Origin of the sequence: Desulfomarina profundi (genome assembly GCF_019703855.1) — a bacterium.
GTDB lineage: Bacteria > Desulfobacterota > Desulfobulbia > Desulfobulbales > Desulfocapsaceae > Desulfomarina > Desulfomarina profundi.
Genome location: NZ_AP024086.1, coordinates 1,564,630 through 1,578,258, shown reverse-complemented (window position 1 = coordinate 1,578,258; position 13,629 = coordinate 1,564,630). Strand labels below are relative to the sequence as shown.

11 protein-coding genes are annotated in these 13,629 nt (G+C 42.5%); 2 read left to right on the top strand and 9 right to left on the bottom strand.

Going from position 1 to position 13,629, the window contains the following annotated elements; translation table 11 throughout:
• Positions 1–115: 115 nt before the first annotated feature.
• The 3 genes from LO777_RS07300 to LO777_RS07290 all read right to left on the bottom strand — a co-directional run bounded on the left by LO777_RS07300 (position 116) and on the right by LO777_RS07290 (position 4,588).
• On the bottom strand, positions 116–1,114 hold the full coding sequence (locus tag LO777_RS07300) for a TRAP transporter substrate-binding protein (protein WP_329955676.1): 999 nt from the start codon (positions 1,112–1,114) through the stop codon (positions 116–118).
• A gap of 252 nt (positions 1,115–1,366) precedes the next feature.
• Entirely contained in the window at positions 1,367–2,722 is a 1,356-nt protein-coding gene (locus LO777_RS07295) for a sigma-54-dependent transcriptional regulator (RefSeq protein ID WP_228856863.1), read from the bottom strand.
• A 6-nt stretch (positions 2,723–2,728) separates the two neighbouring features.
• A complete protein-coding gene (locus tag LO777_RS07290) occupies positions 2,729–4,588 on the bottom strand; it encodes a sensor histidine kinase (protein ID WP_228856862.1) in 1,860 nt (619 codons plus the stop codon).
• Between the two features lie 251 nt (positions 4,589–4,839).
• Between LO777_RS07290 and LO777_RS07285 the strand changes: the two genes are divergently transcribed.
• Complete coding sequence (locus LO777_RS07285; RefSeq protein ID WP_228856861.1) at positions 4,840–5,469, top strand: hypothetical protein; 630 nt, start codon at positions 4,840–4,842, stop codon at positions 5,467–5,469.
• 164 nt (positions 5,470–5,633) lie between these two features.
• On the opposite strand, the gene hisF is transcribed toward LO777_RS07285, so the two are convergent.
• From hisF to LO777_RS07260, 5 genes are all read right to left on the bottom strand, one after another.
• Positions 5,634–7,247: an imidazole glycerol phosphate synthase subunit HisF gene (hisF, locus tag LO777_RS07280; RefSeq protein WP_228856860.1), complete on the bottom strand. Its 1,614-nt coding sequence runs from the start codon at positions 7,245–7,247 to the stop codon at positions 5,634–5,636.
• 120 nt (positions 7,248–7,367) lie between these two features.
• The gene (locus LO777_RS07275; protein ID WP_228856859.1) at positions 7,368–7,955 is read right to left on the bottom strand and encodes an FmdE family protein; all 588 of its coding nucleotides are present in this window, start codon (positions 7,953–7,955) and stop codon (positions 7,368–7,370) included.
• Positions 7,956–8,269: 314 nt separating this feature from the next.
• Positions 8,270–8,542: an HU family DNA-binding protein gene (locus LO777_RS07270; RefSeq protein WP_228856858.1), complete on the bottom strand. Its 273-nt coding sequence runs from the start codon at positions 8,540–8,542 to the stop codon at positions 8,270–8,272.
• A 589-nt stretch (positions 8,543–9,131) separates the two neighbouring features.
• On the bottom strand, positions 9,132–9,923 hold the full coding sequence (locus LO777_RS07265; protein WP_228856857.1) for an adenine nucleotide alpha-hydrolase family protein: 792 nt from the start codon (positions 9,921–9,923) through the stop codon (positions 9,132–9,134).
• A 65-nt stretch (positions 9,924–9,988) separates the two neighbouring features.
• Positions 9,989–11,161, bottom strand: a complete 1,173-nt coding sequence (locus LO777_RS07260; protein WP_228856856.1) for a homocysteine biosynthesis protein — start codon at positions 11,159–11,161, stop codon at positions 9,989–9,991.
• Positions 11,162–11,393: 232 nt separating this feature from the next.
• Between LO777_RS07260 and pheA the strand changes: the two genes are divergently transcribed.
• A complete protein-coding gene (gene pheA, locus LO777_RS07255) occupies positions 11,394–12,488 on the top strand; it encodes a prephenate dehydratase (protein ID WP_228856855.1) in 1,095 nt (364 codons plus the stop codon).
• On the opposite strand, the gene moaA is transcribed toward pheA, so the two are convergent.
• Complete coding sequence (moaA, locus tag LO777_RS07250) at positions 12,471–13,505, bottom strand: GTP 3',8-cyclase MoaA (protein WP_228856854.1); 1,035 nt, start codon at positions 13,503–13,505, stop codon at positions 12,471–12,473. The genes pheA and moaA overlap by 18 nt on opposite strands.
• Positions 13,506–13,629 lie beyond the last annotated feature (124 nt).

The window sequence follows — 13,629 nt, the reverse complement described above, 5'->3', positions numbered from 1 at the left end:
ACCTCTTGCAGAACTCAAATGCGGCCAAACCTGAAAAAGTGGAATGACCGCTTGGGGATAAGCAAAGAAAATCTTGACAGGGGATTGAATCAGCCCCCTGTCAAATGTCATAGTCCTACATGTTGGCCTGATACGCAGCGTCAATCATATCTTTGCCAATCTGTTTCTCAAACTCTTCCCATACGGGTTTCATAGCTTCAACCCACTGATTTCGCTGGGCGTCTGAAAGCTGTATAATCTCAGAACGTTTGGAATCAATTATTTTCTGACGATCGTCAAGTGCTTTTTGTGCGGCAATTTGGTTCCCGTAAGCAATGGCCTCATCGAGAGCTTTTTTCAACTCAACCTGAACATCCTTATCAAGGCTCATCCAGAATTCCTTGGAAGTTACGACCATATAGTCGAGCACGCCATGGTTAGATTCTGTGATGTAAGGCTGTACTTCAAAGAATTTTTTGGAGTAGATATTTGACCAGGTATTTTCCTGACCATCAATAGCTTTTGTCTGGAGCAGGGTGAAAACTTCAGAAAACGGCTTTTTCAGTGGGGTAGCGTTAACAGCTTTGAATTGGGCGGCAAGTACGTCTGAGGACATAATACGGAATTTAAGACCTTTTGCATCAGCAGGGACCCGAAGGGGCTTGCTGGATGAGAGCTGTTTCATGCCGTTATGCAGGTATCCAAGACCGACAAGACCTTTTTTCTTCAGAGAATCGAGGAGTTCAAGACCTTTAGGGCTTTTCTGGAATTTTTCTACTACACTCATGTCTTTAAAAAGAAACGGCAGGTCAAAAATTTGCAGTTTTTTTGTGTAGCGAGAAAATTTTGAAAGAGCAGGTGCACCCATCTGTACATCCCCGAGCAGCATTGCTTCAAGAACCTTGTTATCGCCAAAGAGCTGGGAGTTGGGGAATACTTCTACCGTAACTTTTCCAGCGAGTCGCTCTGCAACCAGGTCTTTGAATTTGTTGGCCATCTGCCCTTTAGGTGTGTTTTCAGCAACAACATGGGAAAACTTGAGTACAACAGGACCACCAGCCAGTGCTGAGCCGGTAACCAACAGGGTTGAGAGTGCAGCAGTGGCAACAAGTGTTGTGATTTTACGCAATAACATACGTTTCCTCCTTCAGATTAATAATGAATTGCTTCCCTGGGCCGAGAACAGCCCGAAAAATCTGCTCCAGAACTGAAGCTTTCTGTTCATAGTGCTTTGCAAAAATGAAACCAGTATAGTTTAATTTAAAAAGATCATGGTGTACAGCATGTTATAGAAAATTCAGAAAAAGCGTAAAATGAAAATTGGCGGGAATCCGCCAATTTTCATTTTCCTTTGGGTCAAAATCGTTTTTTTATGATTCCCCTGATTTTATTTATAGTCACTTTTATCAAGACCATATTTCCTCATTTTGTCGTAAAGGGTCTTTCTCGGTATGGCGAGTGTGCTCATTGCTTCCTTGATTGAACCGTTGGCACCGGTAAGAGCCTGTTCAATCAGGCTTCTTTCAAAGCAATCAACCTGTTTAGGAAGAGAACTCTCCTGATCTCTGTCCTGTCCTGAGAGGAGTTTTTCAAGAGAATAATCAAATTGGTGGCCTAGAAGGACATATCGTTCCGCAAGATTTCTCAACTCCCTGACATTACCGGGCCACTGGTATGACATGAGCACATTCATCTGGGAACCATCAGGGGTAGGTGCCTCCTTCTGGTACCTATGTCCGGCGACAAGGAGAAAATGGTGAAAAAGCAGCGCAATGTCTTCTCTTCGTTCACGTAATGGGGGGATTTCCAGACATACGACATTGAGACGATAATAGAGATCTTCCCGAAACTCACCTCTTTCTGCAGCAGATCGAAGATCAACTTTTGACGCGGCGACAACTCGCAGATCAAGGGGGATCAGGTTGTTGGATCCAAGTCTTTCCAGGGCCCTTTCCTGAAGGACCCGGAGCAGATGAATCTGGACTCTCAGGGGCATCGATTCTATTTCGTCCAGGAGTAGAGTTCCTCCGTTTGCATGTTCAAATTTGCCGATTCTCTGTGTTTTTGCATCCGTAAAGGCGCCGGCTTCATGACCGAATAACTCGCTTTCCATTATGGATTCTGAGACAGCTCCGCAGTTTATGGCGACAAAATTCTCTGTGCGCCGACGACTGTTTTCATGCAGTGCTCTTGCCACCAGTTCCTTGCCTGTTCCGGTTTCACCGAGGACAAGGACGTCGGCACCCGTATCTGCCACCTGGGCGATGGTAGTCCGAAGATGTTCCATTATTCTGGTCCGGCCGATAATTCTTGGTCCCGGAGCACTGTGTAATTCAAGTTCTCGCCGAAGAATTCTGTTTTCCAGGGTAAGACTTCTTTTTTCAAGACCTCTCAGAACTGTTTTGACCAGGCGCTCCGTGGAATAAGGTTTTTCGATAAAATCGTATGCACCATCCCGCATTGCCTGAACCGCCATGGAAATATCCCCATGACCTGTAATCAGGATAACCGGAAGATCCTGATCAATTTTTCTCACTTCCTTTAAAAACTGCATGCCGTCCATTTTCGGAAGACGAATATCACATACTATTATTCCAGACCATTCCCTGGACAGGAGCTCAAGACCCTTTTCTGCTGAATCGATACAGGTTACTACCAGATCGGCAAGTTCAAGAGTCTGCTGGTTCGCCTGTCTTATGTGTTTTTCATCATCAATAAAAAGTACTTCATTCCCAATTTTCATATTCTTTCATGCCTTCAATAAAATTATCTCAAAACGGGCTCCGGAACTGGATTCAGCCAGATAGATCCGACCTCCGGTATCACGAATTATACGATCACTGATAGTGAGACCAAGGCCCAGACCCTGTCCGGATTTCTTTGTTGTAAAAAACGGATCAAATATTCTTTTACTGTGCTGTTCTGAAATTCCAGGACCACTGTCATGTACAGCTATCTGTACATGTTCTTCAATAATAAAGGCCTCAATACTGATCTCTTTTTTTTCTATCCCTTCCATGGCGTGAATACCATTACTTATCAGATTAACCATCACCTGCTGAAGAAGAACATCATTCGCCCTGACTTCAATATTTTCAGGTTTTATATGAACAGTAATCCTGATTTCTGATTTTTTCAGACTGGGTTTTAAAATTTCCAGTGCCCCGCTGATCACACCGTGAACTGGCACAACGGTTATCTGGCCACTTGATTTCCTGGAAAAGAGCTTCAACTGGACTCCTATCTGGGCCATTCTTTCTGTCAGTTCGCCTATCTGTTCCAAATTCCACATGGTATCTTCAAGTCGGCCCTTCTGGAGTAGTTGCAAACCATTGTCAGTATAACTTCTGATTGCCGCAAGTGGTTGATTCAGCTCATGGTTTATTCCGGCTGACATCTGTCCAAGAGCTGCCAGTTTGGCGGCATGAATCAGTTCTCTCCGGGTTTTTTTCAATTTTACCTCAGCCTGCTTTCTTTCCAATATCTCTTTTTTCAGGAGAATATTGGCCTCTGTCAGTTTCTGTGTTCGATCAAGAACCCGGGATTCCAGCAATTCGTTGGCTTCCTGCAGTGCTTTTCTGGCCTCCTCCTCAATTCGTTTGAGTTCTGCCAGTCTTTCCCTCCGCTGGATAAGCATGACAATTATAAAATATGTAAGGAAAAGACTGGAGGCTGCCATCGTGTTAACGAGAATTACACGTTTTTTAACAACATTCGTGTCTGAGAGAATATGAACTGTCCAACCGGCATCGACCATTTTTCTAGACTGTTTCAACAGACGCCTTGGTTTTTTTTCATTATTCATTGTTATTTCGAGTATCTGCATTTTATTTTTCGTATTGATTTCTTTCCGACTGAGCTGAATAAGTGATTTCACTGGGTATCTTTTAGACTCGGCAATCCTGGCAACAACTTCCTTTTCAAGTGGCTGGAGAGTTTTGTACCGCCATTCAGGACGAGTTGTGATAAAAATGACTCCATCCGGATCTGTCACAAGAAAACTTTCATCCCTGTGGGCCCAGGTCTGCTCCACATTGTCAATATCAATTTTGACAACTACTGCTCCAAGGATCTCCCTGCCCTTCTGCACAGGGTAAGCAAAATAGTAACCTCTTTTGGAAGAAGTTGTCCCAAGGGCGAAATATCTACCCAGCTTACCTTTCATTGCCTGCTTGAAATATGGTCTGTAGCTGAAATTCCTTCCGATAAACGGATGCTTCTCTTTCCAGTTGCTCGCTGCAATAGTGAGACCATCTTTATTCATGAGATAGGTATCGAGAGCATCACTGACCTTGTTTATAGTCTCAAGGTATTTGTTCAGTTTTTCTATTCTCTTGTGCTCATGGGGGCTGAGCAATGCTTTAACGAGATTTTTATCAATTGCAAGAAGTTCGGGAAGACTCTCATATTTTTCCAAAACACCTTTGAGATAATTGATATACAGTTCAAGGCGGATATTGCCCTGTTCCGCAAGATCATCCAGACCACGTTGGTAGGTCCAGGCTGAAACCATGGTCAGCAGATGAAGGGTCAGGATGATGAAAAAGAGGGCGCTGATAATTATTTTACGACCTTTTGACGGGTAATTATTGAGCAATGGTGTTTTCATAGACCTTTTACAAAATCATCTTGATTCAGGTATGTTTTTTAACTACATTGATCTGGTAGTTGTAAGTAGTGTTTGCGTGTTAATATTATGATTTGTAAATTTGGCCTTGGAAAATTTATCTGACGCAGTTGGATGTTCATCAGTTTTTGGTTCCGGAAGGCATAAATACACATAGGGCATAAACAACTGAGCCACTTGGTCCGGCCCGGTTGTTTATGTTCTTTTTTTATTTACACTTTTTGAAAATTTTAATGAATATTTCCTCATGCTTCCGATCAATCCGTAAACAGGGTTGTTTTCTGTCCCTGTCATTCATAGCGATTCTGTTCTGTTCCTGTGCTTCTCAGGAAAATCGATATTTTCCGGTAAAAAACCTAAAGGCGAGGGAAAGCAGTCTTGGTTTTTCGATTTCACCGCCTTCAGGAGCACGGTGGTATGAAAAACACAATAGGGACAGTCTTTATTATCTGAAAATAACGGAAGAAAAAAAATATTCAATTTTTGCCAAGGCAACGGAAATTCATCTACTAGAAAAAGAACTTAACAAAAATGCTTTTATTCAGTTTGTAAAGGAAAAGAAAGAAATACGGCCTGCTCAAGGTGATTACCGGAATATTAAATTTCAATACATGGCTGATGTCGGGCTTTCTCCATATTGTGTCAGATATTTTCAGGAATATGAGGATCACAGTAAAAAAGAAATCCTGCAGAGCAATTTCATAATAGTGAAAAACAGTGGCCTGGTCTGTATGCATCCAAAAACTCCAGGCAATGGCATTGATATGTATTACCAGGAAAGTTATCTTGCTTCAGAAAATGTACCGCAAAAATCATTTGAAGATGAGTGCGAAGTTTTTCTCAGCAGTCTGCGCTTTTTTTAAACCATGAATTCAAGACTCACTTCTACCTGACCCGCATTTTCATGAACATTGTGTTAAGGTATCCTTGATTCTGATATGGGTTAATACCTTCACAAGGTCAGCCTGGCAGGTACTCTTAATCAAATAAACACAATGTTCGCCGGAGAGCAGTCCGGCTACGTCTTTTATCGAACTTCTATCCCGGCAATTTTCACCTGTGATTTAACTTCCGCGATTGCCACCTCTTTTCTATGGAAAATTCCTGCCGCCAGTGCAGCATCTGCAGATGTCTTTTGGAATACTTCGACAAAATGATCGGCTTTTCCTGCACCACTGGATGCAATAACGGGGATCGAAACATTTTCCTTGACCAGTTGTATGAGTTCAAGGTCAAACCCGCTGTTTGTTCCATCCCTGTCTATGCAGTTCAATAAGATTTCACCCGCTCCCAGTTTCTCGCAGACAGTAACCAGCTGTACAACATCTATATCCCTGCCCTCACGGCCACCTTTAACGGTACACTGATACCAGCAGTATTTTTCTCCCTTGGGACCGGGAATATCAGTTTTAATAACGGTATGACCGGTTTCATCGGGAAAAGAAACATATATTCTTCTCGGGTCAACAGATACAACAACGGCCTGTGCACCATAAACCCTGGAAATCTGCTCTATTGAACTGCAACCGTTTTTTTCTCCATTTTCAAGATATTTTTCAACGGTATAAACTGCATCACTCCCTATAGATATTTTATCTGCACCTGATCTGAAATATTCATGAGCGACATCCAGGGACGAATAATGTTTTCCCTCTGAGTCTGTAAATTCCTTAATTCCACCACCGATTGTAAGGGGGACAAAAACATTTTCAGATGTTTTTCTCAAAACTTCAAGCATAGGTTGGTCCTGCATGGGAAAATCCCGAAAACCTGTTATATTGAGAAAAGTTATTTCATCTGCACCCTCTTCATAATATCGTCTTGCCAGGGCAACAGGTTTCCCAAGATTTCGAACCTCCCCACCATCCTTTACATCATACTGGTCCCCTTTTGTCACAACAAGATCACCTGAACTGTTTGTGCGAACATCGAGACAGGCAATAATTCTCTTTCCAATAGAAGTCTTTCCCTGTTCAGTGGCAACAAATTTGTTTTCGAGGTTGTTTTTCCCACGTATTTCAACAGTTTCAGCAAAAGATGAAGCCAGATAATTTGCCAGCATTTTCAGACCGGCTTCCCCACTTTTTTCAGGATGAAACTGAAAAGCAGTACAATTTCCCCTTTTCACGGCGGAAACGAATTCCAGGCCGTAATCTGTCGTTGCCAATGTCCAATCTGCACTTTTCTCAGTAAGAGAAGCATAATACGAGTGGACGAAGTAGAGTTTTTCTCCCTTATACTCCTCAAGAAGAGGTGAGAATTTTTGAGAAGTTATCCCGTTCCATCCAATTTGCGGAACGGCAGTTTTCCCTTCAGGGAATCGTTTTATTTGCCCAGGAATCAGACCCAGACCGGCAACTCCCGGGGATTCCTCGCTGCCCTCATAAAGAGTCTGCAAAGCAACACATATTCCGAGAAACGGTTTATCAGCCTGGATTCGACGAATTATCTGTTCGGCATATCCTTTTTCTCTCAGTCTTTGCATGACCAGGCCAAAACTCCCTACACCCGGAAAAATCAATTTTTCTGCTGAGAAAATATCTTCAGGAGTTTTTATCTCGTTGACTGAAAAACCAAGTTTTTTTATTGCGTTTCTTACGCTGCGGATATTACCTGCGCCATAATCTAGAAGCGTTACCATGCCTTTTCCTTGAAATATGTATTATATAATTCCGGACACTCAGATTTATACAGATACTTTTGGACATTTTCCTGAGTTTTGTTAGAAATAAACAAAGATATTGAGGAAACTGTAAAAGCATCAGGAATCCAGAATTTCGTAATATCTTCCTTCTGCGCATTGGCGGCAGAGTATTTTACCTTCTACTGTAACATCACGCTTATCCTGGACCCAGTCTCCGCATCCTTCACACTGGACACGTTTGAGTGGCCTGCCTGGCATATTTTCTTCCGGGATTTTCACCTTGACCTTTTGAACTCGAAAAAGCTCCTCCTCTTTCATGATTTTATAAGCCTCAAGCTGCCGCTTGTATTTATTCTCAATTTCAGAACAATATTTTTTGGATATTTCACGTGCTTCCTCAAGGGCTGTGATTCTCACAGCTTTTCCATTAGAAAGATTCACAAAAGTCGCGGCCATTACACCGTAGTCAAGCCAGTGCATAGATCTCTTACCTAGGCTGCAACCTGTAACCGACTGGATAGCATCAGTTGCACAGCGATCAATTTCTACGATTACGTACAGTTTTTTCCTGTCCAGTCCCTTAGGGTCCTGTATACCGATCAACGACAGCCCAAGCATGGACATCCTGACACCGATAACCTGACCTGCACAGATATGTCCATGCACCCTTGTTGACTCATCCAGTAATTTCTCAAAAGGTTCCATTGTATTTCCAAAGAGTTCAGAGTTTGATCCGATTTCGTACCTGTCTGGTTTTCTTTTTTATGACAGAAGTTGAAGATTATCGCACGAAAAACCGAACTGTAACAATAAAAAAAGGCCTTTCCTTTACAGGAACGGCCTTTTTAGAGAGACTTGCTATCAATATTCGCAAACAGCAAAAAGGAAAAAGAACTATCAACTTCCCTCTTTTTCACATTTTTAGATTTTGCCTTATCACGACACTGTAACTATGAGGAAGGTTACAACCGGTGCAGACCAACAGTTACCGTATCTTAAAATTCATGATTCAACAGAAATTAATTGATAGTCTCAGACAGCTTGCTGCCGGCTTTGAATTTGGCAACATTTTTTGCCGGAATCTGGATTGTGGCGCCAGTTTGTGGGTTCCTTCCCTGGCGGGCTTCACGTTTAGATACAGAAAAAGTACCAAAACCTACCAAAGTAACTTTGTCCCCTTTTTTCAAAGTCTCCGCAATAGCTGCCAGTGTACCGTTCAGAGCTTTTTCTGCTGATGCTTTGCTTATATCTGCTGCACTTGCGATACTCTCAATAAGTTCCTTCTTGTTCATGAATTCCTCCCTGCTTTATCTTTCTTTTCAGTATGACAGACCAACGAGTGTTGCTCTCTCTTTCCTCGAAATGTTGCTTTACCTAAACTCGACTTAATTGTCAAAGAAAAAACTGTGTTAGATTTTGTAATACCAGTCAGGAAAAAAACTTCACAATCCTTTGTATTCAAGGTTTTACGATCTAATCATGGCACCATAATTGAATCGTAAAACAGAATCAAGTAAATTAATCACTCAACCGGTAAATCTATTCATTGATCAGGGCTTTTCGAAAGATTGGTAAGCTGTAGCCTGAATCCTGCACTTCAGAAAATGAAAAAGATAACTTTTCGTTTCATATCCGGACGTTGTGTATGAACCAGGGAAACAAACCAACTCTCCATCCGGGTGTGGTAATTTTTTTGCAATAATTCTGGATATATGCGTGGGAACTTCACATGGCAAGTAAATTTTCAACCCGCCTGATTTAAATGTTTTTGATGTATTTTCAGCAAATTATTAAAAATAAAAACACCGGCATTGTCCTGAATTCAGGATGTTAATAATACTCATACCAGTATTTTTGACGAAAAGAAAGCTTCCTGTTTTTTTATTCTTTTCTCTCTTTGAAACTGAGGGCCGGAATTTTAAGTCCAAGGCTGTCAAATTTTGAGGTTATTATATTTCTCAAGGATTTATCACTGAGCTTCTCAAAATCCTGTTCTCTTATTTCGAGAATTGTTAAAGTACCGGAAGGTCGTACTCGACAACCGTCAACTCCAAGGTCAAAAAGGAATTTTTCAGCCAGGTCAACAGAATGGAGAATCTCCCTGTCCAGTTTTGTTCCAGTCGGAATACGGGTTGCCAAGCATGAATTAGAGGGTTTGTCAGAGTTGACAAGCCCAAAATTACTGGCAAGAGTTCTGATTTCCTGTTTCTCCAAACCAGCTTGGACCAGTGGCGTTGCAACACCCAATTCAAGCAGTGCCTTATACCCGGGCCTGTCTGCTTTTAAATCATCACTGTTTGTTCCATCCAGAAGTCTTGTGCCTTTTTTGGAGGTGCAAAAGGTTTCAAGAAGGCAGAGATACATGTTTTTTTTACAAAAATAGCATCTTTTTACACTATTGTCTGTGAATTTCTCCCATCTGAACGGATCTATCTCAACCTTCTGAAGAGAAATTTTACTGGCAAAATGTCTGTTAAAAACGTGTTTACAATTTTCAGCGGCAATAGTTGGCACAATGCTACTGGATAGAGTTGCAGCAGTGACATGAGAAGGACCAAGAGATTCAATGGCAGCATAGAGTAACAGGGTCGAATCAATGCCACCGGAAAAGGCTACAACAACCCGGTTCATTTTCGACAATGATTCAAGTAGACTGAGGTATTTTGGGTACATGAATCCCAATGGTTATTGTTCTGATTATATACAAAGCCTAACCCGCATTTCTGGCCAGGCACCAGCTAATAGCCATTTGGTAATAACTCTGCCGGTTTGTTCAGGTAAAAATTCCCACGGTTTATTTCTTTTTTCAGCAATGTGGCGATCTCACGGGCTTTCACCCGACTGGAAAGGGGAACCGTCTTTACCTTTTTCCCGTTCACGGTTATTTCGCCGGATTGAAGTTCCTCATAATTCACCTCTCCGTAACTCCGGGCAATACCATTTGTGTAGTCATGTCCATAATCAATAACCTGAGTGATGATATCTCTATCTGAAACACCAGTAAAACCAGCCATTTCCGCATTGAGAACAGGGATTGGGATGCCTAGGCCGACGGCCATGGAACTTCCGTAACCCTGAATAGAAACACCCCGTAACCATTCAGGGGACATCTGTTTCAAATCACCCTGGACCATCAGTGTTCCAGCGGGTTTAACAGGTACACCACCTGGCGTGCGTGGAACTGCCGGATTGTGCTGAGTTCCCTGCCAGGTCACATAACCATACCCTCCCCCGAGAAAAATCCTTGTTCCCACTCCGATAGTTTTATACAGCGGATCATTTAAAAGCGGACTCAGTGCACCGGCGCTGCAGTAATTTGCATTTCTACAACGGGGTTTGAGCATCCCCATATATGTATAGACAGCTTTGTCTGATAGATTGATAGCACAATTATAATTCTGATAACCGTTTCTGGGATTGCACAACATGGCGTATGAGAGGTCTGAAAGGGCGATTTCTTTCTTCATTTTGCGGGCCGCATAACAATCTGTACCATACGCCTTGGCTTCGAGAAGAACTTTTTCTCCCTTCAGAAGTTGTTCGATGACGTGCCCTCCTCCGTATCTGAATTCCCCTGGATATATTTTATTGAGAGGATCATCTTCAGCAGGTTCAGTAACACCGATATATGCATCAACAGCAGCAAGACCCGCATAGGCCGGAACTTTGTTGAGCCACACCTTGGATGCTTTGATGGTCGGAGTCATCTGACCAAAGTTGAAAAACATTCCAGACGAACACATGGGAGCAAATGTTCCAGTTGTAACTATGTCAACTTTTGCTGCAGCACCTTCTCTGCCTTCTTTGCGAACAATGTCTATCATCTCTTCTGCGGTAACAACAACTGCCTTGCCGCTCTTGATTTTGGTATTAATTTCTTCATACGTTTTTTCAATTTTTTTCTTTCCCATGATGTTCCAAATTGTATTATATCTGAATCGGAGTGTGAGTAACGAGTAACTTGACAGAACCTTTTCTCTGGCCTACTTTATTTGTTTTCTTACAGTTTGGTCAATATAAAATTACCCTTTTTTCCGATCTTTATTTTCCTTTTGCGGGAAATGAAGCTGGTCAGTTAGCTGAAATGCATTGTGTAGCAGAGTAGTTGTATCTAAGCAAATGAAAAAGCACAGGAAAACAATAGTGAACGAAAAAAAAGACAACATACCGGCAATCCGTCATGAAATTGATTCCATTGATAACCAGATCCTTGAGCTTCTGAAAAAAAGACTGTCATGCGCAAAACAGGTGGGATTGCTGAAAAATGAAGGCAACAGGGCCAAATGGGATCCTCTCAGGGAAAGAGAAATATATGACAGATTGCTCAAAGAGAATAATGATGTCTTCCCTACAGATGCATTAAAGTCGATTTTTCATGAAATTATAACAACCTGCAGGCTGTCACAGAAAAAGGCGGAGGTAGCGTTTTTAGGTCCGGAAGCAACATTCAGTCACCTTGCCGGTGTTAAATATTTTGGTCACTCGGCAGAGTATAAGGCGGCAGATACCATTGATGATGTTTTTGCAGAAGTGGAAAAAGGAAGGACCAGTTACGGTATCGTACCGGTGGAAAACTCCATTGAAGGCGCGGTTTTTTCAACCCTTGATTGTTTTATGAACTACAAGGTTCAGATATGCGGTGAAGTACGACTGGAAATAAGCCATAATCTTGTATGTCGCTCAGGAGATATTCAAGATATCCAGACGGTAGCATCCCATGCGCAACCCCTGGCACAATGCCGGGAGTGGCTGAGAAGGCACCTGCCTTCGGTTCCAACCCTGCCGGTTTTTTCTACCGGTGCTGCTGCCCAGATGGCAGCCAACAACCCTAATATAGGTGCAATTGCATCGTCCCTTGCAATTAAAACCTATGAACTGCAGGTTGTAGTAAAAGGTATTGAGGATTACCGCGGAAATACTACCAGATTTCTTGTTATCGGGAAAAAATCACCGGATCCCAGTGGTCGGGACAGGACTTCGCTTCTTATCGGGTTGATGGATCGACCCGGAGCATTAAATGAGATCCTTACGGTTCTTTCCGAAGAAGATATCAATCTTGCCAAAATAGAATCCAGGCCCATTAAAGGGAAACAGTGGAAGTACCTGTTTTTTCTAGACATGATGGGGCATATCAGGGATGATAAAATCGACAGGGGCTGCCAGCGACTGAAACAACTTTGTTCCTATTTTGAATGGCTCGGTTCTTACCCCCAGGCCGATTCATCCACCGATTCTTGACATCTGGCCACTGCATGAAGGTCTACCATTGCCCTCGCAATCCTCCTGGAGGCTGTGCCCTTTCGGTTTGTTGAGAATTGTCTGCCGTATACTGTCTCTCAGCTTTTCGTCGGTAGCTCCATTTCGCAGCAGACCTTTCAGGTCGGTTTCCATATCATTGAGGAGGCATGATCGAAGTTGCCCTCCTGAAGTCAGTCTCAGACGATTGCACTGGTCACAGAAATGATGACTTATTGGTGAAATAAACCCGACAGTTCCCTTTCTACCTGAATTATCCGTCAATTCGTATACCCGTGCAGGTCCCTTGGCCCGACTGTTCTTCACCGGTGACAGATCTCCCGCTTCTTCAATGGATTTCTTTATATCTTCAGTCTTGATAAACTGCTCTTTCTGCCAGCTGCTCTTTTCCCCGAGCGGCATAAATTCAATAAAGCGAACCTGGAACGGCTCTCTGAGTGCAAGACGAGCAAAATCGACAAACTCATCATCGTTGATACCCTTCATGGCAACAACGTTAATTTTTATCTTAAAACCAAGATCCCTTGCCTTGAGCAGTCCTTCCCAGACCTTTTGAAAATAGTTTCGTCCAGTGATTTTCTGAAATTTCTTTTCGTGAAGAGTGTCCAGGGACACATTGATATGTTGTACTCCCTCGCTGAACAATCTTTCAGCATAATCAGAGAGTAGAACCCCGTTTGTGGTCAATCGCACTTCATTCAGGCCGTTCAGACGGAACAGTTCATGGATAAAATCCAGAATCCCACGTCTTACAAGCGGTTCCCCGCCGGTAAGACGGAGTTTGTTCATGCCCATTTCAACAGCAATTCGGACAACACGGAGGAGTTCCTCGTAACTGAGCAGGTCTGAAGGATGGAGTATTTCACCTGTTTTTGAAAAAGTTGCACTATCCTCTTCATCTTTCGGCATGCAATACATGCAGCGAAGATTGCACCGATCGGTTATAGAAAGACGAAGATATGAAATGGTGCGGGAAAATTGATCGACTAACGGGTGCATCTGCAAGTTATTTTTTGTTTTTTCTGTCACAATCTTCTAATGCAGTTATTGTTTCACTTCAATCCTGCACCTGGCAGGCTTGTTGCAATTTATTGACATAACGTAAAAAATAATTCCACTTTCT

What these genes read in the sequence shown, in the direction of transcription:
- LO777_RS07265 (WP_228856857.1), bottom strand. Translation starts at nt 9,923, where the DNA reads ATGTACCCAAAATACCTCAGTCTACTTGAATCATTGTCGAAAATGAAC.
- LO777_RS07300 (WP_329955676.1), bottom strand. Translation starts at nt 1,114, where the DNA reads ATGTTATTGCGTAAAATCACAACACTTGTTGCCACTGCTGCACTCTCA.
- LO777_RS07270 (WP_228856858.1), bottom strand. Translation starts at nt 8,542, where the DNA reads ATGAACAAGAAGGAACTTATTGAGAGTATCGCAAGTGCAGCAGATATA.
- LO777_RS07290 (WP_228856862.1), bottom strand. Translation starts at nt 4,588, where the DNA reads ATGAAAACACCATTGCTCAATAATTACCCGTCAAAAGGTCGTAAAATA.
- LO777_RS07285 (WP_228856861.1), top strand. Translation starts at nt 4,840, where the DNA reads ATGAATATTTCCTCATGCTTCCGATCAATCCGTAAACAGGGTTGTTTT.
- LO777_RS07275 (WP_228856859.1), bottom strand. Translation starts at nt 7,955, where the DNA reads ATGGAACCTTTTGAGAAATTACTGGATGAGTCAACAAGGGTGCATGGA.
- LO777_RS07260 (WP_228856856.1), bottom strand. Translation starts at nt 11,161, where the DNA reads ATGGGAAAGAAAAAAATTGAAAAAACGTATGAAGAAATTAATACCAAA.
- LO777_RS07295 (WP_228856863.1), bottom strand. Translation starts at nt 2,722, where the DNA reads ATGAAAATTGGGAATGAAGTACTTTTTATTGATGATGAAAAACACATA.
- moaA (WP_228856854.1), bottom strand. Translation starts at nt 13,505, where the DNA reads ATGCACCCGTTAGTCGATCAATTTTCCCGCACCATTTCATATCTTCGT.
- hisF (WP_228856860.1), bottom strand. Translation starts at nt 7,247, where the DNA reads ATGGTAACGCTTCTAGATTATGGCGCAGGTAATATCCGCAGCGTAAGA.